The 18,935-nt window shown below is 62.3% G+C and carries 13 protein-coding genes; 6 read left to right on the forward strand and 7 right to left on the reverse strand.

Annotation, left to right across the window (positions count from 1 at the left end; genetic code table 11):
* Positions 1–4: 4 nt before the first annotated feature.
* Positions 5–1,264: a glycoside hydrolase family 5 protein gene (locus ABID44_RS16180; RefSeq protein ID WP_354152740.1), complete on the reverse strand. Its 1,260-nt coding sequence runs from the start codon at positions 1,262–1,264 to the stop codon at positions 5–7.
* A 152-nt stretch (positions 1,265–1,416) separates the two neighbouring features.
* On the opposite strand from ABID44_RS16180, the gene ABID44_RS16185 reads away from it, so the two are divergent.
* The 4 genes from ABID44_RS16185 to asnB all read left to right on the forward strand — a co-directional run bounded on the left by ABID44_RS16185 (position 1,417) and on the right by asnB (position 7,863).
* On the forward strand, positions 1,417–3,381 hold the full coding sequence (locus ABID44_RS16185) for a heparinase II/III family protein (RefSeq protein ID WP_354152741.1): 1,965 nt from the start codon (positions 1,417–1,419) through the stop codon (positions 3,379–3,381).
* 89 nt (positions 3,382–3,470) lie between these two features.
* Complete coding sequence (locus tag ABID44_RS16190; RefSeq protein WP_354152742.1) at positions 3,471–4,784, forward strand: UDP-glucose dehydrogenase family protein; 1,314 nt, start codon at positions 3,471–3,473, stop codon at positions 4,782–4,784.
* Complete coding sequence (locus ABID44_RS16195) at positions 4,765–5,970, forward strand: glycosyltransferase family 4 protein (protein WP_354152743.1); 1,206 nt, start codon at positions 4,765–4,767, stop codon at positions 5,968–5,970. The genes ABID44_RS16190 and ABID44_RS16195 overlap by 20 nt, the downstream gene beginning before the upstream one ends.
* A 12-nt stretch (positions 5,971–5,982) precedes the next feature.
* Positions 5,983–7,863, forward strand: coding sequence for an asparagine synthase (glutamine-hydrolyzing) (gene asnB, locus ABID44_RS16200; protein WP_354152744.1), 1,881 nt, complete (start codon positions 5,983–5,985; stop codon positions 7,861–7,863).
* 23 nt (positions 7,864–7,886) lie between these two features.
* On the opposite strand, the gene ABID44_RS16205 is transcribed toward asnB, so the two are convergent.
* The 3 genes from ABID44_RS16205 to ABID44_RS16215 all read right to left on the reverse strand — a co-directional run bounded on the left by ABID44_RS16205 (position 7,887) and on the right by ABID44_RS16215 (position 11,890).
* Entirely contained in the window at positions 7,887–8,987 is a 1,101-nt protein-coding gene (locus ABID44_RS16205; RefSeq protein WP_354152745.1) for a glycosyltransferase family 4 protein, read from the reverse strand.
* Positions 8,984–10,471, reverse strand: a complete 1,488-nt coding sequence (locus tag ABID44_RS16210; protein WP_354152746.1) for a glucosamine inositolphosphorylceramide transferase family protein — start codon at positions 10,469–10,471, stop codon at positions 8,984–8,986. The genes ABID44_RS16205 and ABID44_RS16210 overlap by 4 nt, the downstream gene beginning before the upstream one ends.
* A gap of 99 nt (positions 10,472–10,570) precedes the next feature.
* Positions 10,571–11,890 (reverse strand): VpsF family polysaccharide biosynthesis protein, encoded by a 1,320-nt coding sequence (locus ABID44_RS16215; RefSeq protein ID WP_354152747.1) that lies wholly within the window; start codon positions 11,888–11,890, stop codon positions 10,571–10,573.
* A 365-nt stretch (positions 11,891–12,255) separates the two neighbouring features.
* Between ABID44_RS16215 and ABID44_RS16220 the strand changes: the two genes are divergently transcribed.
* Positions 12,256–13,353 carry a GNAT family N-acetyltransferase gene (locus ABID44_RS16220; protein ID WP_354152748.1) on the forward strand — a complete coding sequence of 366 codons (1,098 nt, stop codon included), beginning with the start codon at positions 12,256–12,258 and terminating at the stop codon, positions 13,351–13,353.
* A 57-nt stretch (positions 13,354–13,410) separates the two neighbouring features.
* Here the strand turns inward: ABID44_RS16220 and ABID44_RS16225 are convergent, their stop codons facing one another.
* The 3 genes from ABID44_RS16225 to ABID44_RS16235 all read right to left on the reverse strand — a co-directional run bounded on the left by ABID44_RS16225 (position 13,411) and on the right by ABID44_RS16235 (position 17,291).
* Positions 13,411–14,733 carry a glycosyltransferase gene (locus ABID44_RS16225; protein WP_354152749.1) on the reverse strand — a complete coding sequence of 441 codons (1,323 nt, stop codon included), beginning with the start codon at positions 14,731–14,733 and terminating at the stop codon, positions 13,411–13,413.
* Positions 14,734–14,740: 7 nt separating this feature from the next.
* Entirely contained in the window at positions 14,741–15,949 is a 1,209-nt protein-coding gene (locus ABID44_RS16230) for a GNAT family N-acetyltransferase (RefSeq protein ID WP_354152750.1), read from the reverse strand.
* Between the two features lie 175 nt (positions 15,950–16,124).
* Complete coding sequence (locus ABID44_RS16235) at positions 16,125–17,291, reverse strand: acyltransferase family protein (protein ID WP_354152751.1); 1,167 nt, start codon at positions 17,289–17,291, stop codon at positions 16,125–16,127.
* Between the two features lie 198 nt (positions 17,292–17,489).
* Between ABID44_RS16235 and ABID44_RS16240 the strand changes: the two genes are divergently transcribed.
* Positions 17,490–18,815 (forward strand): oligosaccharide flippase family protein, encoded by a 1,326-nt coding sequence (locus tag ABID44_RS16240; RefSeq protein ID WP_354152752.1) that lies wholly within the window; start codon positions 17,490–17,492, stop codon positions 18,813–18,815.
* Positions 18,816–18,935 lie beyond the last annotated feature (120 nt).

Below are 18,935 nucleotides of genomic sequence, written 5' to 3' on the forward strand. Positions count from 1 at the left end.
CGTTTTAGCCGGGCATGGCCAGCACTGAGACCAGTTCGCGATCCAGCCGGGTCTCGTCGTCGAAACGAGATATGCCCATCTGATAGCTGTTGAGGTCCCATATCGACCAGCCGAAGCCGTGGGACGCCGCCACATGCGTCACATCGGACATCCAGCGACGCCGATAGATTTCCGCCGCGCCCATGAGCTTGCCGGAACGGCGCGTCACGCCGAACTCGCCCATGACGATACGCTCGCGGGCGATGGCGTGGCGGTCCGCCCATTTCGCGACGATGGCGAAGTCGTCCTCTATGCGTTGGCGATTCCAGCCATCGGCCAGAAAGCGCCCGAGTATGGATTGCGCGTGTTCCCTTGCCGCCGCTTTGGCCCCTGCATCGAGCGGTGCGGCGGCGATGCGCGCTTCCAGAGCGGCCTCGATCTCCTCCACCGGAATGGCGTCATAAGGATAGGGAAGATCCGATACATAAGGCGAGGTCGCCGCGTCCGGGGTGCCGTAATCCACCCCCTGGTGCGTGAAGCTGAGCGGCATGTAGTAGTGATAGGAATACAGAACGTTGCTGTCGGCGTAGGGCGACGGGTCGAGATCGTTCAGGCCGCTTATGCCGCCATAATGCGCGCCCGTGAGCATGAGCGGCAGGTCGGGCGCGGCCCGCCTTGCCGCATCGTGCAGGGACAGTTGCGCCGCACCCCATACCATCACCTGCGTGCGATGAGCGGCGTTGTTCATGAGCGGCTCGTTCATCAGTTCCAGCACCACGCGCCCGGTGCGCACATTGGCGAGCATGGCGGCCAGCCTGACGATCATCGCCCTGTACTCGCCGAACAGCGGGCTCTCCAGATCCTCAAGGATGGACTGGGGCGAATAGAGCGGCACCTGCTCCACCGGATGGCAATCGACAAGCACGTCGAGGCCAAGCGCATGCAGCCGCCCTATATTGGCAAGCAGCTTCCGTTCCAGCGCGGTGCGGTCGGAGCCCTGCAACTGCATGAACGGCCCCACGTCCAGCGAAAGGCGGATGAAATCGAATCCGGCCGCAGCGAATTCGCGCGCAAGAGCTTCGGGAAAGGCATTGCGCGGCGTCTCGAACGGGCGTGGAGCATAACGGGTGGCGCTTCCCTCCTGAAGGATGCCCCAGTTCATCATGTTGTGGATTCCCGCACCGCGATGGAGGAGCCGCCTCGTCGTCTGCGCGGCGGCGTCACGAGGCAGGACGGCGAGAGCGCCGGCGGACAGGGACAGGAACTGGCGGCGATTCAGGCTCATGGCCCAGGGCTCCGATGGCGTGGCAATGCGAGCAAGGCTAGAACAGGAGAAACCTCAAGGCGAGCCCCCGGGCGGACGATATCGCCGACACGGTTAGCATTCGGAATGGCGATGTTAATGGTAATGCAACCGCCCCTTGCTAAGGCGTTCGCATGTTGAGACGGCTGGGCTGGTATGCGCGGCGTCTCGCCGTCATGGAACGCGGCGAGATCCGCCATCGGATTCGCGAACAGATTGCAAGGCGCGCCGCCCGGCGCGAGGATAGCGGTTGGACGCCCTCCGCGACGCCCGGCGCACGGCCGACGCCGCTGGCGCTCTTCGCTCCCCTGCTTACAGGCGATCTGCCCCCTCCGGTCGCGGCGCAACTGGCCATCGCAGCCGAAAGGTTCCGGTCGGGGAAACTCAGATTGCTCAACCGCGACTGGCCGGAAACGATCCTCGACGAGACAGGCCGCATTGCACCGAAGGTCTGGACCCTCGATCCGGTCAGCGGCACCCGGTGGCCGGGTGCGGAAGTCTCCGCCTTCGACATCGATTTCCGCTTCGAGGGTGGACATCGCGACGTCAAATATGTCGCCGAAGCGAACCGCCTGCATTTTCTGGCGGCTCCGGCTATCCACGCCCATCATACGCAGGATGCAGCGCTCGCCCGTGCATTGCTTGGCTCCGTGCTTTCATGGATGGAAGCCAATCCGCCCGGCCGCGGCGTGAACTGGTATTCGGGAATAGAAGCCGGCTACAGACTGGTTTCGCTCGGCGTGATCGTCAGCGCGCTCGATCCATGGATCGATAGCGCCACGGGCGAAAAACTCGCGGCTTTCGTCGCCGCGCACGGCATATGGCTTGCGCGTTTTCCTTCCCTCTTTTCTTCCGCCAACAATCATCTGGTCGCCGAAGCAATGGGGCTTGTGTTGGCCGCGCGTCTGCTGCCGGACCATACGCAAGCGCCGGACTGGCTGGCGCGTGGCAGGGCGCATCTTGAAGGCCGGGCGCTCGCCCTGTTCCATGAAGACGGGGTTGGACAGGAACAATCTCCAGCCTATGCGGCTTTCACGCTGGAGATGTTGCTGGTCGGCTTCCGGGCGATCGGCGCGGACGCCCCCTCCCCGGCTGTACGAGAGCGGCTGGGCAAGGCGGCAGCGGCGCTGAACGCCTTCCTCGATGACGAGGGCCAGGTCCCCCTGATCGGCGACGACGACCAGAGCCGCGTGCTTCTGGCCTATGGCAGCGAGGAGCCGCGTTATGCAGCCTCCATTCCCGCCGCGATTGCCGGATTTCTCCAGCGCCCGGAACTTGCGCCCGCCATTTACGACCCGCATTGGCGCGATATCGTCTTTTCCAGCCCGCCGCCGGGTACGGCGTCAACCGACGGGACAACGACCTTTCCGCAGGGCGGCTATACAATCCGGCGTGGTAAGATCGCCGGCCGTCGTGTGCATTTCACCTTCGATCATGGCCCGCTGGGTTTCGGCGCGCTCGCCGCTCATGGCCATGCGGATGCGCTATCGGTATGGCTGTCGCTGGACGGAAGGCCGGTGCTGGTCGATGCCGGCACCTATCTCTATCATTCGGAAGGCGAAAACCGGCGTCGCTTCCGCGTCACGCCCGTTCATAACACCCTGACCATCGCCGGCGCCAGCCAGAGCGAACCGTCAGGCCCCTTCAACTGGATGCCTCGCCGCGCACGGGCCAGGCTCGTCAAGGGCGCGAACAGCGCGCCGCTTGACGTGTCGGCCTCGCATGACGGCTATGAAAAACGCTTCGGCGTTATCCATCACCGGGACATCGTCGAAACCGCTTCCAGCTTCGACATCACCGACCGGCTGACCGGAAAAACGCCTGCGGGCGATGTGGAAATCGCATTTCTGCTGGCTCCCGATCTCGACGCCAGAGTCTCTGACGGGCAGGTGACGGCAAGCCGGAACGGGCGGCCGGAAATCGCGCTTGTCGCGCCCCGGGAGGCCGCCATCGAGATCGTGCGCGGGGACGAGATGTCGGGCCGGGGCTTCCATTCACCCGGCTTTGGCGTCCTGCAGGCGGCGGCGACCGTGCTGTTCCGTGCGCCTGCAAACGCCATGAGCTGGCGCATTTCAATTGTGCTCAACCCCGTAACGTGACCTTTACCTGTCGGGGCTAGACCGGTTCCGCAAGGATCGGACGGGTAAGCGCCGGCACAACGACAGCAAGGCAAAGCGGTCAGACAATCATGAAAATATCCATTTTCGGACTGGGATATGTAGGCACCGTCTGTGCGGCCTGCATGGCCGAACGCGGCCACGAAGTGATCGGCTGCGATGTCAGCGAGTCGAAAGTCGACCTGATCAACGCCGGCCAGAGTCCCATCATCGAAAAGGACATCGGCGAACTGGTCGCGGCCAAGGTCGCCGCCGGCAACCTGCGGGCGACGGTCTCGACCGAAGAGGCGATCATGGGCAGCGACCTGTCGCTGCTGTGCGTCGGCACGCCGTCGCGGCCCAACGGCTCGCTCGACCTTTCGGCCGTCGAAGCCGTGGCGCGCCAGATCGGCGCGGTGCTCGCCAACAAGGACAGCTATCATTCGGTCGTCATTCGCTCGACCGTGCTTCCCGGCACGCTGGCCGACCTCGTGGTTCCGGCGCTGGAAGAGGCTTCCGGCAAGAAGCTGGGCGTTGCCTTCGGCGTCGCCTCCAATCCCGAGTTCATGCGCGAAGGCTCGGCCGTCGCCGACTTCAACAATCCCGCCAAGACCGTGATTGGCGTCGAAGACGAGACCACCCGCAAACGGTTGCTCGAACTCTATGACGGTCTGCCCGGCCAGACCATCGTGACCGAGCCGCGTCTGGCGGAACTGGTGAAATACACGGACAACACCTGGCACGCGCTGAAAGTGGCTTTCGGCAACGAGATCGGCAATGTCTGCAAGGCCGCCGGCGTTGACAGCCACGAACTCATGAAGGTGTTCTTCGCAGACACCAAGCTCAACATTTCCAACGCCTATCTGCTGCCGGGCTTCGCCTTCGGCGGCTCCTGCCTACCCAAGGACGTGCGCGCCATCAACGCCTACGCGATCCAGCATGACGTTGAAGCGCCGCTGCTGAAATCACTGATGCCCTCCAACAAGCAGCAGATCGAGCGCGCCCTGCAATGGGTTCTCGGCCACGGCAAGCGCAATGTCGGCTTCCTCGGCTTCTCCTTCAAGGCCGGCACCGACGACCTGCGCGAGAGTCCCTATCTGGAACTGATCGAGCGCCTGCTCGGCAAGGGCTGCGACATCCGCATATTCGACCAGAACGTGTCGCTGGCGAAACTGGTCGGCGCCAACAAGGCCTATCTGATGAACGCCATCCCCCATGTCACCCAGCTCATGGTGCCGTCGGTCGACGATGTGGTCACGCACGCCGACATTCTGGTGGCGACAAGCCGCTCGCCCGAATATGAGGCCGTGGTGGAAAAAATGCGGCCCGATCAGGTGTTGCTCGACATGGCGCGCCTTCCGAACATCGAGCGCGTTGCGGGGACCTATGACGGCATCAACTGGTAGGCGCGTCCTCATCATCGTCGAGAACCTGCCGGTGCCTTTCGACCGGCGCGTATGGTCGGAAGCCACCACGCTGGTCAAGGCCGGCTATCAGGTCTCGATCATCTGCCCCAAGGGCAAGGGCTCGACCGCTTCCCGCGAGGTGATCGACGGCGTGCATATCTACCGCCATTCGCTGCCGCTCGACGCCGAGGGTGTGCTTGGCTATGCGCTGGAATACAGCGCCGCCCTGTTCTGGGAATTCCTGCTTTCGCTGAAAGTGGCGTGGCAACGGGGCTTCGACGTCATCCATGCCTGCAATCCGCCCGACACCATCTTCCTGATCGGCGGCTTCTACCGGCTGTTCGGCAAGAAGTTCCTGTTCGACCATCACGACATCAATCCCGAGCTCTACGAGGCGAAATTCGGCCGCCGCGACTTCGGCTGGAAGCTGATGGTGTGGCTGGAGCGGATGACCTTCCGCACCGCCAACCGCTCTCTCGCCACCAACGAGAGCTATCGCGAGATCGCCATCACCCGCGGCGGCATGGACCCGGACAAGGTGCATATCGTGCGCTCCGGCCCCAATCTGGACCGTGTGCGCGAGGTGGAGCCCGACCCTGCATGGCGCAACGGACGCCGCTTCGTCGTCGGCTATGTCGGGGTGATCGGCAAGCAGGAAGGGCTCGATCTTCTGCTGGAATCGGTCAGCCATCTGGTGAACGTGCGCAAGCGCGACGATATGCAGTTCGTCATCTGCGGCGGCGGCCCGGAGTTGGAGGCGATCAAGGCGGAAAGCGCGACGATGGGGCTGGGCGACTATGTGACCTTCACAGGGCGCTGCCCGGACGAGACGCTGTTCTCGGCGCTTTCCACGTCCGATGTCTGCGTCAACCCCGATCGGCCGACGGCCATGAACGACAAGTCGACCATGAACAAGATCATGGAATATATGGCGCTCGGCAAACCGATCGTGCAATACGATCTGCGCGAAGGTCGATTTTCCGCGCAGGAAGCCTCACTCTACGCCACGTGCACAGATCCGGCCGATTTTGGCGACAAGATCGCCGAACTGCTGGACGACCCTGAGCGCCGCGCCGCCATGGGCGCTTTGGGGCGCGAGCGTGTGCGGAACGAACTGGCGTGGAACTACGAAGCGCCGAAGCTTCTGGCCGCTTATGAGGCGCTGTTCACGGCTCGCGGAAAATAAGGGCGACGGCTCATGTGCGGCATCTTCGGATTTCATGCCAGATCGCGCCTGTCGCTCGATACCGAACTGAATGCGGCCACGGATCTGCTGGCGCATCGCGGGCCGGACGGGCGCGGCGTCTTCACGGCGCGCAGTCCCGATGGCGCATGGCAGGCGGGGCTCGGCCATCGCCGGCTTTCGATCCTCGACATCGAAGGCAGCCCCCAGCCGATGCATTCGCATGATGGGCGCTACACCATCGTCTACAATGGCGAAATCTATAACTATATCGAACTGCGCGCCGAACTCATTCAACGCGGCCACCGCTTCGCCACGCAGGGCGATACCGAAATCCTGATCGAAGCGTGGCGGGCGTGGGGGGAGGAGTGCTTTTCCCGCTTCAACGGCATGTTCGCCTTCCTGCTCTGGGACAACCGGACCGGCCGCCTGATCGCGGCGCGTGATCCGTTCGGCAAGAAGCCGCTGTTCGTCGCCAAAGCCGAAGGCGTGCATGCATTCGCTTCCGAGATCGAGCCGCTGCGAAAGTTTCCGGGCATCGATGACCGTCTCGACCAGGATTCGCTGCGGGAGTATCTGAGCTACCGCTATGTGCCGGGGCCGGCGACCTTCTTCAGGGGCATCTCCAAGGTTCCGCCCGGAACCTTCATGGTGCTGGATGCCGACAAGGTTTCCGTCACGCGCTACTTCACCACGCCATTTTCGCGAACCAAACCCGATATCGGCGATTTCGACGAGGCGGTGCGCCTGTTCTCGGACAAGCTTGACGAGGCGGTGCAGTTGCGGCTGCGCTCGGATGCGCCGTTCGGAGCCTATCTGTCCGGCGGACTCGATTCCTCGATGATCGTGGCGCTGATGAGCCGCCACATGGACAAGCCGGTCTCAACCTTCTCGGTCGGCTTCGACGTGCCCGGCTCCTCGGAACTGCCCTATGCCAGACAGGTGGCGGACGCCTTCGGCGCCGACCACAACGAACTTTCCGTGGGCATGAACGAATTCACCTCCGTCTGGGAGGAGGCCGTGCTGCGGCGTGGCGCGCCGGTTGCCGAACCCTCCGACCTGCCGGTGCTTCTGCTGTCGAAAATGGCCAGCAGAAGCGTCAAGATGGTGCTGACCGGCGAGGGGGCGGACGAGCTTCTGGGCGGCTATCCCAAGCATCGCGCCGAACCATGGGTCGCACTATACCAGCGGCTCGTTCCGGGCTTCCTCCACGACAGCGTCGTCGCCCGCGGCGCGCGCACCCTGCCCTATGCGCTTCGGCGTGTGAAGACCGTGGCGGGCGTCGCCGGCGTTCGCGACCATCAGGCGCGCATGGCCGCCTGGTTCGGCGGCGGGGATGGGGAGCTCGCCAGTGCGCTTTATGCGGGTCCACCCGCTTCCCGCGCGCTCGATCCCCTGCCCTTCGCAGCGGATGGCGCAGCAAGCGCGCTGAAGCGCATGTTGCATTTCGACCAGACCTCGTGGCTGCCCGACAATCTGCTGGAACGCGGCGACCGCATGATGATGGCCGGCTCCATCGAGGGCCGCATGCCGTTCATGGATGTGGGGCTTGCCGAACTCGTCGCCCGGTTTCCCGACGCCTTCCTGACCGGCGCACCGAAGGGCAAGCGCGTGCTGCGCACGCTGGCGGCCCGAATGCTGCCGGAGGCAATCGTCAAACGCAAGAAGGTCGGCTTCCGCGTGCCGGTGGAACAATGGTTCCGCACCGGCATGGCCGACCGGATGCGCGACCTTCTGCAATCGGGCGACAGCACGGTGCGGCAAGTCTGCACTGCACATGAAATCGACCGGCTGATGAGCGAGCATATGGAAGGCCGCCAGAACCATGAGAAGGTTCTATGGGCGCTCGCCAATCTTGAGCAGTTCTTCCGCATCTTCCGCCCGGCAATGGATTGAATCGCTTCCGAAACGATCCTTTATCAATTGCCGGCAAGCGCCTTGCGGTAGACCTTCATCAGCTCGACAACCATCGATTCGAGCCCGAAACGATCCTTGTAGATCCTGCGGGAGGCGGCACGGAAGCTTTCCCGGTATCCCCTGTCGCCGATCACCTGCGCCAATGCCCGCGCGATTCCCTCGGGATCGTCGGCCTCGACGAGCAAGCCGTTCTCGCTCTCATGCAGCACGTCCGGCACGGAACCGACCGGCGTCGCAACAAGCGCCGCGCCGGCGCACGCGCCTTCCAGCAGGCAAACCGGCAGCACTTCGTTGCGCGAAGGAAGCACGACGATATCGGCCTGCCGATAAAGCGGCAGGATGGCGTCGCGCGCAACCCAGCCGGTGAACGCCACGCGGCCGGAAAGGCCGAGCTTGTTTGCCTCATCCCGAAAGCCTGCAACGTCACCCGTGCCGGCAAAAATCATGCGCCAATCCGGCAGTTCACCGGGTAAAAGCGCCAGCGATTGCAGCAATGCGCCTGCCCCTTTCGCGTCGGTAAGATTGCCGGCGAACAGCAGGCGCACGGGTTCATCCTCGCCACGCGGTTGAGGTGCGCCGGGCGCAAAATCGGCAACGCCATTGGCGACGACATCGAAGCGCCCGACCGGCATGCCGTAGAAGCGGGCGACAAACTCGCGCCAGTAATTTCCCAGAACTATGATGGCCGCCGCGCGTTCGAACACCCGTCGCAGAACCGGGACCCAGGCCGGCTGCGTCTCGCCCGGCTTCGGGAAAGCCGAGCCATGGAAATGCACGACGGTCGCCACGCCGAACAGGCGCGCCACGCCTTGCATCATCCACTTGCGCCACGCCGATGCATTGGTTGCGGCGTTCAGATGGACGATGTCATAGCGCCGCGTCGCCACCATCCAGACATAGCGCAGCAAGGCGAACGGGAAGTGCAGCACCCACGCTGCCCCGGAGGCGTCACCGCGCGAGGCGAGGAAATCCATTTCGAGGCCAAGCTCGGGATGCGCCCGCAGCTCCTCATCAACATGCGAAAACAGCGTCTCGATGCCGCCGCGACCTTCCAGGCCGCGCGGCACGATGCAGAGCACACGGAGCGGACGAGACGCGGTCATAAGGTCCCGCGCCTCTTTCCGCGCCGGACACGGACAATGCGGTCGATCGCCTCAAGCTGTCCGGTACTGTTGAGCGTATGAACTTTCGGATAGGTCGTCTTTTCCGGCGACAGGATTGGAACCGGCGTTGTCAACCGCACGGTGGCCTCGTTCAGCTCAAGGAGATCGGCAAGGCCGAGCGCGCCGCCATATCCGTCCGTACCGTCCTGCAAGGGCAGCACGATACGATCGCCCACCCGGACAAAGCGGCCACCGGGCCTTGCGGAAGCCCTGTCGACCGTCACCGGATTGGCGGGATGCGGCGTCCATGGTCCCTGCAGATCGGGCGCGTGGAAAACCACAAGCGTGTCGGATGCGCTGCCATATCCGTAACGCTCGGTGGCGAACAGCCACAGGCGACCATCGTGTTCCAGCAAGGTTGCATCGAACAGTTCCCGATCCGGAATCAGGACCGCATGCCGGACCCAGCGGTCGGGAAAAGATTCCGCACGATAGAGCACCAGATCGCCGCCCGAACCGCCCTCCGGGAGCATCCAGATTTCGCCGTCACGCGTGAACACCTGCGGATAGGACAGATGATGCGGCTCCTCCAGAATGCAGCGTGGCACGGTCGCCGTTCCGTTAGCGAACACTTCGGCCACAGAGATCACCGCCTTGTCGGAACCGTAGGGGCAATCCTCTACGAAGATGAAATGCCTGCCTTCCCATTCGAATGGAAACGGATCGGCGTAGAAGCGCTTGCCGTCATCGGGCAAGGTGATCCACGGCTCGCCGGCCAGCAGCCCGGTATCGACAACCCGCCCACCCTTGTGGAAGCGGTAGCTGACGTCCCAGCGGTGAACATGGGACACAAGGCGCTCAACCGCACCCCCGATCTGGCGTGGCGTCATGGACAGCAGATAGGCGCTGATCAACTGCCTGTCGATCGGGCGCTCCATCGCGCCGGACGGACGACCGCAGGTGAGCGCTCCGCTCTCGGGATAGCGATGGGCTGCGGCGACCATCAGCGTGACCATGCCGGCCACGACATCGTCGATACCGCGCAACAGCGAGAGACGGCTGTCGACCATAGGCTCGGCATGAGCGACCGGGCGTGTAGCATCGAGGAGGATGTCGACATTCGGCAATTGCCCGCGCATCAGCATCCATGCCGCTCTTGCAAGCGATAGGGAGCCCGAAAAGAGGGGCGCAAGAACCGGCGAGGGAACAGCCGCCTCACCGCCAGCCAGATCCAGCCGCAACGCGGCCTGAGGACGCGCAGGCGACAGTTGCGCGTCCGGAATTACGTCGAGCAGACTGTTGATGCGAACACCGAGAACATTGCGCTCGAAGCGCAGAAGCCTGTCCAGCGTCGACGATCCCGCGTCCCTTGTTCCGGCTCCCACAAGCGCGACATCATGGCCGAGTTCCCGCAGCCGCTCGGCCAGGACGAGGTGCATGCGCCGCACCGCGTTTTCGGGCACCAGAACATCGACTTCACTCATGGGAAACCATCACAAATTGCCTGCACGACATGACGGCTCCAAAGCGGGGCCAGGAGACGCGCCTGACCGCAGTAATGGCCGTGAAATGCTAAGTTCGACTTAAGGCGACCACTGCGAAAGTCGGACACCGCCTGCTCCGGCAAGCGGCGGGCCGCGCCCGATGCGAGACAGCACATCGTTGGCGCTGCCGGCCTGGCCTGCGGCAGCAGCAGCAGCCCGGCTCCGGCCTATCAATGACAGCATGATGGCCGCAGGAACGCTCATCATGTTGGTCTTGCCGCTGATACCCACAGTGGTGGAAAGGATGAGGAAGACATAGGCCAGAGGCAGAACGGCCCCGCGACCGATCGCGCGCAGCATGTCGACAAACCAGCCGGCTATGCCGAACCACAGAACAATCGTCATGATGACGCCGAAGCGCAGCGCGTGGCCTGCCCATGAATTCTCGATGCCTTCAACAAGACCGCTGAGCCGCACCTGCGTCTCAAGGTTGATGTCGTGGTAACCCAACAACAGATTGCGCAAGCTGATATCTTCAAACAGCTTGAACAACACCACCCTGCTCTGGGCGCTGCCCTTGTCGTTGATGAAGCGATCGAGGAAGTTGTCGAAGATCCCCATCTGGTAAAGGATGAATATGGCGAGGGTGACGAGCGGGAAGAGCAGCAATACGGCGACCAGCATCCGCATTGTGACCCCGGCGCCGCTGAGGAACCTCAGGAATTTCAGTCCCAGAACCACCGCCACTGTTGCGTAAACGATCAGGAACGAAACCCGGGAGCCGATAAACGGCATCGCCGCCATGCACAACAGGATGATCGGCGCTCGCCAGCGGGGCCCCAGACCGCGCACTTCCCCGACGGTTGTCAGCACGATGGCGTAGACACCGGTCGCCAGCGCCCCCCCGAGAGGATGCCCGAGCAGCGCCGTCGCACGATATTCCCACTCCTGCTCCGTGTCATTCAGCACGAATGGGAAAAGACGCCAGCCCGACAGACCTTCAACCAGCGAGAGGCAGCAATTGACGATCATCAGCGTATGAACGATGCGCGCGATACGGAGACGGGCGTGATCTCCGACATCGGCGAACAGCATGTAGATAATGGCCGCGACCATGATCGCATCGATCAGGAACGACGCCGGCTGATCGCCCTTGAAGCGGGCGATGAATATCCACAACAGGATACAGGCGACGAGCAGGAAGGTGGAGCCCAGACAGCGCGCCATCAGATCGAACATGTAGGCGACAGGGTTGGGGTTGGCTATTACCGCCAGCCCAAGCGCCAGCACGAAAATATAGGTGGCGGGGTGGATCTTTGTGATGATCGAACCGCCAGGCGAATTGTAGGGTACGCCGAAAAACTCCAGCGCGAAGCCGGACAACGAAAACATCGCCACAACACCGAGGAAAAGGAGCATGTCGACCAGCCCGCGCCGTTGCGGCTGCCCAACGCCTTCTGCTGAGTGATCCGGCGATTTGCCGCCTATTGCCAGTTTCGCGTGCATCCCGCTCCATCCGCCAAGCCCCAAAACCTCTAGCACCGTCAGGCTTTCCAATCGGTGAAGCGGGCGCTAAAGCGTGGAAGGCCGGATGCTGTTCACCAATCGCCTTGTATCCGGGTATCCGGCTTCACGTTCAGCTGGTCCAATCCCCGCACAGTAAATGCACGACTGAGCCACCGCCTCATTCATGATGTATTAGGACGCCCCGATTAGGCCTCTGACAGTGTATAAATGTCGCTTCTGACAGATGAATTCAATCAAGGGGCCGGGGGATCTAAGCTGTGAAGAGCGGGAAGCCTGATATTCTTACCCGGCAGCCGGTGCCCGCACAATCGACCAGGCAGCCAAATCCGTTTTTCCAGCCGTGGGTGCAGGACAACGCCCGCCGCCATCTACTGGCTCCCCACGAGCGCTTCATCCTCGTCGGCGGCGACCAGCAAATCGCTCTTCCACTGGCGGTCGATCGACGTATACCGGGCTGGCTGCCGACGGTTGGCCATATATGGGGCCACAAGCACTGCTTCGACTCCACGCCACTGGCGCAAAATCCTTCCCGGAGCGACATTGAGGCGCTGTTCGATTCCCTGACTGAACAGGGCATCCACCTGTTGAGATGGAGACGTTTGCCCACAGACACCAATTTCGCCACAGCTCTGCTCGATTTCCTGGAAAATCGCGGGCTGGCTCATGAAGAGACGAAACGCTATCAGCGCTCCCTCCTCATGGCCGGCGGCAACGACCCGGACAGTTTTCTTGAACGGCTCAGCAAAAAGCGTCGAAAAGATTTGCGCCGATGCCGGCAACGCCTGTCGGAACTGGGTGCTGTGGAGTTCGTGACGTATCAGGGGCGGCATGACGCAGCGCAATGGTGTGACGACTTCATTGAACTGGAGGCTTCGGGCTGGAAGGGTCCATCCGGCACCCGTACAGCCATAGGCTGTTCAGAAAACGAACGCGCCTTCTTCGAGGCCATGGCCCGGGAAGGCGCGGCAGAAGGGAACATCATCGTTCACAGCCTGACGCTGGACACCAGACCGATTGCGATGACCGTCAATTTCCGCTCCGGGAGCTGGGCCTGGGCCTACAAGGTCGCCTATCGCGAGGATCTCGCCAATCTGTCGCCGGGCGTGCAGCTGGAGGTGGAAGGCAGTCTTGCATTCATGAACGATCCGAGCATCGCATGCGTGGATTCCTGCACCGCATCGGGGCATAGTCTGATGGACAATCTGTGGTCCGGCCGGCGACCGATGGCAGAATTCCTGATCGCCGTTCGCCCCTCCGCCAACCCGATGGTGCGCGCCAGCGGGCTCCTCTGGCGCCGGTATCTCGCCGTGAAAAATGCGGCGCGCGACAAGGTCAAAAAACTGCGTTCATCGTAGCGCTGGCCCGGTGCGACAGCATGGAGCTCTGGGCCGCATAGCGCGGCCCCAGCGGTTCTATTTCGAATCAGAACGGGTTGCCGGGGACCGCCGTTTATCCAGTGAGTCGATGTATATTTGTTCGACGACATCGGCCAGATGCCTGTAGTCGCGATTGGCTTTAACCCATGCCGGCCCCCGGGCGCCCATAGCTTCCGCCTTCTGCGGATCGGCGAACAGGCGGGCCACGCCCTCGGCTATGGCCTTGCCTGTATAGGCGGTGACAAAGCCGGCGCCGCTGTCATGGACAACTTCGTTCTGGTCATAATGCACCGTACAGACAACGGGGCGGCCCATGGCCAGATATTCAACCAGCTTTGTAGGCGTGGCGACCTGCTGGGCAGCATCCATCATGAACGGCGACAGGCATACATCGGCCCGCTTCACCCAGCCCAGGGCGTCCGGCAGAGGCAGGCGTCCGGTGAAGATCACACGGTCGGACACGCCCAGCTTTTCGGTACGGGCGTCGATATCCTTCCGCTCAAGCTCGGATACCGAACCGATCAGGACAAGCACGGCGTCATGGCCCTGGGCGACCAGTTCCGCCAGCGCGTCGACTGTCAGGTCGGTCAGGATGCTCACGACATTGGCGCACAGATAGGCCATGCTCTTCTTGCCGGCCAGTCGCGGATCCTCGATCGAGCGGACGGAGCCGGCGTTATAGCGCTCGGTCGTGACCCCCATGGGGATCGGCGTCATCTTCTCCATCGGTATCCCGCGAAAGCCGACACGCTCGCGCATGCGCCTGGACTGTACGATGACATGATCGCTAAGCGGCAAAGCAAGTCTGTAGAACAGGAAGTCGGCTATGACCGCATAGGCGATCCGCACAATCCGCGCAGGCCAGCTCATCGATTGCAGGTTCAGCAGGGCGTCGCGCAACCGTCCTTCCAGCACCGGATAACTCATCCAGAACAGACAAGGCGTTCCGGAGAACCTGCCGGCAAGAGCATAAGTGATGGCCCACAGAGGCTGGTCCCTGATCTGGATCAGGTCATAGTCGCCGCGCGCAGCGCGCCATGCCAGCTTCAGCCGGAGCCAGTTCTCCGCCATTCTGTAGCGCAGCGCGCCAAATTTTCCCGATACCTGGCGGCGCGCCACATGGAACCGCTCGGCGCCAAGTTCGTCCACACGCGCCGGGCCGTCCTGAACCGGACGCAGGCTCCAGTCGATCTTCAGCCCCCGAGCGACGAGATGATTGGAAAACAACTCCACAAGGTCGACGCGAAAGGCCGGATAATCGTCAGGCGCCACGAACAGCATTCGTATGCCGGCGAGCGCCCCCTGTGCGGGGGCAACCGCGGGAGCTTCCGCTTCAGCGTTCAAGATCAAACTCGTCATGGATAGCTCATGCGGAAAAACGTTGAGACAGATACGCTCGTGCCCGGTTCAGGCGCCGCCACAGAGATTTGTTCCGCCGCATCAGGTCCTTTACCCCCTCGCGGCAGCGGATCGCCGCGATGGTGGCGGAGCCAAGAGGCGTGAAAGCGCCATAGATGTCATCCAGTTCGTGAATGACGTCGCACCAGTGCGTCTTGTATTCTTCATAGCCCACGCCAAGATCGAACGCAGCCAGTCCGTTTTCGCAACATTGCTCGATATGCCTGAACAGAAGCGTCCGCCCCGGCCCGAAAGACACAAGTTCGTCATGGGCGTAGGTGGAGAAGTAAGCGTTTACACGGCCGTGAAGAATCCCTGAGCCTTTCACCGCCCGCATCTTGCCGTCGACTGAAAGCTCCATCATCTCCAGAAGAGGTTCTTCCATACCCTGGGAGCGCTCAAGGAGTTCACGGAAGAAGTCCTGAACTCCCGGCTCGGCGAAGCTGTTGGCCTTGCCTTGTTCGACCAGCCTCCGGCCCTTGTGTTCAAAAAAGAAATCGAGCGCCGCGCTGGCGCGTGCGGGATCGCGCGCAGTGTCATAGAGCAAGGGGCCGGCCTCGCTCATCTTGCGCTCCTGTTTGCGGATGCTTTTCCTGCGCCTGGAGCCATCCGTTCTCTCCAGCACCGCCGCGAACCCGCCTGCAAGGTCGAATGAATAGCCTTCCGTGGGAGATGGGCGGCCCCGCAATTTGGCGAGCGGCTGGGCGACACCGTCATGTCGCCTGGGCGTCCTTGCAAGAAAGGCGCAGTCGACATCCGCGAGTGCGTGGCCAAGCATGGTTTCAATTTCGGCACGTTCCAGCCGCGCCATGGCCGCCACCGCCTCCATGCTCCACAGCCCGAAATTGTAGGAGGAATGGTCGCCGCCGATCCATGTCGCCATACGAACAGGACCGCTCTTCGAAATCTGCAGCGGCAGGATGAAGGCCGGCCGGCCCCCAAGTCTTCCCAGAACAATGGCGGGCCATGCCTTCAGGTGAGGCAGGACGTGACGCACGTTGGAATCCACCCACTCGTAGCGCTGGAAAACAGTTGCGACGCCCTCCGATTCGAGTTCTCTCCATTCCGCTTCGATATCCGAGGGCTTCTCGAACCTCTCGACTTTGAAAGGCGAGCCCGTTCGATATCCGACGGCCTTCGCCGTTACGCTGGAGGCCGTACTCGGCTGCGACGTCATATTTCCTGAAGCTCCCTGGGACCGTTGCAGGTATAAATCAATTCGCTCAGCCGGGCGAACATATCACACTGTGACCCAAGCATACCCCGGTTAAGGATTAGTCTTGAACCGTTCAAGATGGAGGCTTGGGTTCCGGACTGTCTGGCCGACGGGCGGAGTTTGGCGCTGTGCAGCGTCAGCTCGTTTCATCTGGCTGCAAAGCGCGGCGGCCGGAGACGCCCTGTACGTGCATCTCCGTTGCTTGCGTGGTGTCGGAACCGCGCCGCCGCAGACGGAAGCGCAGGTTCAGCGCCGGGCGCTCCACCAGCGTCCATGAAAACCACGCGAACAGCGCCGCCAGAAAGGTGGCTGAGATCGCGTTCGCGAAGACTCCCTGCCCCGGGAAAAACTGGATGAGGCACTGCTGGAGGAAAAACCCCCACACATATATTCCATAGGAAAGATCGGTCCGATCGGCCGCATCCTGAAGCCGACCGGCCTGAAAGCTGCCCAGCCAGAAGCTCAGATAGGCGACCGCGACCATTCCCAGCGGCAATTTCAGGAGCGATCCGGACGCCAGACAAAAGGCCAGCGGAATCCAGATGGCCAGCAACCATGGAAAGGACAGCTTGATGCGATCCCGCTCGAACCAGGCGGTCACCCCCAGGTAGAATGCAAAGAAGAGCCGGGCCAATCGCGCAACCAGTTCATTGTGCCCGGTCATTTCGGGCAGCAGCAACAAGACACAGGAAACGCCCAGAATAGTCGCCAGCAGAAGCCGGCGGGTAACCACCCCCACCTTCAGGAAACCAAGCGCAAGCATGAAGATTATAAGGCTTACGTAGCAGATCACCTCGTAGCGGATGGTCCAGATGGGAAGGTTGAGGACACCCGGCCAGGGGTTATCCTGGAAAACCCCTGCAAGCGTGGTTTCAGACGAGAAGATAAGGAGGCTCCTGGCCAGGAAAGGACCGATATTTGCAACCGTCCAGTATTCGCCAGCCGACACGTTGGTGAGGAACAGGCCGGACACGATCACGATCGCCCCGCAGACACAGACGAGAGCCGGCATGATGCGCAGGATTCTGGCCAGCGCGAAGTCGGCCACGTCGCGCGACCGCGCCCAGCTTGACGCCACCATGAAACCGGACAGGGAGAAGAATATGTTGACGGCATGACTTCCCAGCGAATAACCGGTCAGATCCCGAAGGGGCTCCCAGGCGTCCGCGCCGCGGACGACCGCGTAGGAATGGGTCCAGATTACGAGCACAGCCGCGATGACCCTGATGACGCCGTAGCTGTTGGCGCCGCGCTTTGCGGCGCGCGCCAGGAAAAAGGGAGCGCTCTCGCCTCTTGAAGTCAATCCGTTCCCCTGTCGCAACCGCGTCCTGAACATCCCAACTGGTCCGGCGTCCATTTCGCTGTCCGCCGTCTTTTTGTTCCGTCTGCCAGCCTCTGGGCATTGTCAAGGTTTCCGGGCAATAAAACGCTCGCTAACCGCTGCCTCATAAATTGCTGCTATTGGCCTGCGAAGCGCGCTTGCAGGCGGATAAGAGGATTCATGCTGCCACTGAGAAAACTGTTTACCCGGTCGGCCGATCTCCGGACATTCGGCTTCGGGCTCATCTGGTCGACGCTCGGCACGGTGGCTGTGCGGCTGACGCCGTTGATCACCACCGTCCTGATCTCGCACTGGTTCGGCATCGAATCCGTCGGCAAGTTCGCCGTCACCTACGGAACGCTGATGTCGGCAAGCATGCTGGCGGCCACCGGCGTCAGCCTCATGGCCACGCGCAACATCGCGGCCTTCGCCAAAACCGAACCCGATACTGCCGGGCGGCTCGCCGGCATGGCGGTGCTTCTCGCCGGCGGAACAGGGGTGGCGCTGGCCCTCGCCATATATGTGTTCTCGGACGAGATCGCAGGGCGCATCCTGAAGCAGCCCGGGCTTGCATTCTATCTGCGCGTCATCTCGCCGATCATAGCCATAAGCGCGCTCAACAATGTGCAGACCGCCATACTCAGGGGGCTCCAGGAATTCAGGACGACAGCCCGGCTCGACATGATCATGGGCATCCTGATGATCGGTTCGGTTCCGGCCGGCCTCTACCTTTACGGGCTGACAGGCGGCTTTGCGGCGCTCGGCTTCGCCTATCTCGCGGGTTGCATGATCACGACACCTGCGATGCTGCATGGGCTGCGCTCGCGCGGCATCCGCTTCTCGTTCAGCGGTTCACTGTCGCAATGGCCGATGATAACCCGCTACGCCATACCGGCGCTGCTCGCCAGCCTCCTCTACGAACCGGTGAACTGGATCTGCACGACGATCATCGTCAACAAGCCGGACGGGCTGGAGCAGGTCGGCCTCTACTTCATCGCCATGCAACTGGAGACGCTGTTGCTGTTCGCTCCGCAGATCGTGGTGCAGGTGCTCATACCGATGCTCTCGTCGGGGTTCGGCGAAAAGGACAGTCGCCGCGTGCGCAACATTCTGGCGATGAGCATCGGCGCCAATCTTGCCATCGCCATAGGCTTCGTCGCCGTGATGATGCTGTTCGGCGACTGGTTCCTGCTTCTGTTCAAGCTCGACCCCGCACGCGACTGGCCGATCTTCATGATCGTGGTCCTTGCCGCCGCGATGATCGCCTGCGCATTGCCTCTCGGGCAGGTTCCTGTCTCCTCGGGTTATATGTGGACAGGGCTTTCGATCACCGGCGGATGGGCGGCAACCTTCATCATCGGCACATGGCTGTTTCAGGATCAGGGAGCGAAAGGCATCGTCATAGCCCGCGCCATAGCGTGGGGCTTGCAGACACTGGTCTATATCGGCTTCACGCACTTCGCCATCAGCCGCACCACCTCACACTCAAAGGAAGCGTCATCATAGCCGGTTGGAACCGGTAGACGCCGGGCTGAAGAGCGTTGTTAGCCATGCTCAACCGTCACCGATCTCGCATTGCTTCTGCACAAAATCATTCTGCTCGCCGATGAAAGACGGTGGACTGCC

It is taken from the genome of Aquamicrobium ahrensii (genome assembly GCF_040545755.1).
Classification (GTDB): Bacteria; Pseudomonadota; Alphaproteobacteria; order Rhizobiales; family Rhizobiaceae; genus Mesorhizobium; species Mesorhizobium ahrensii.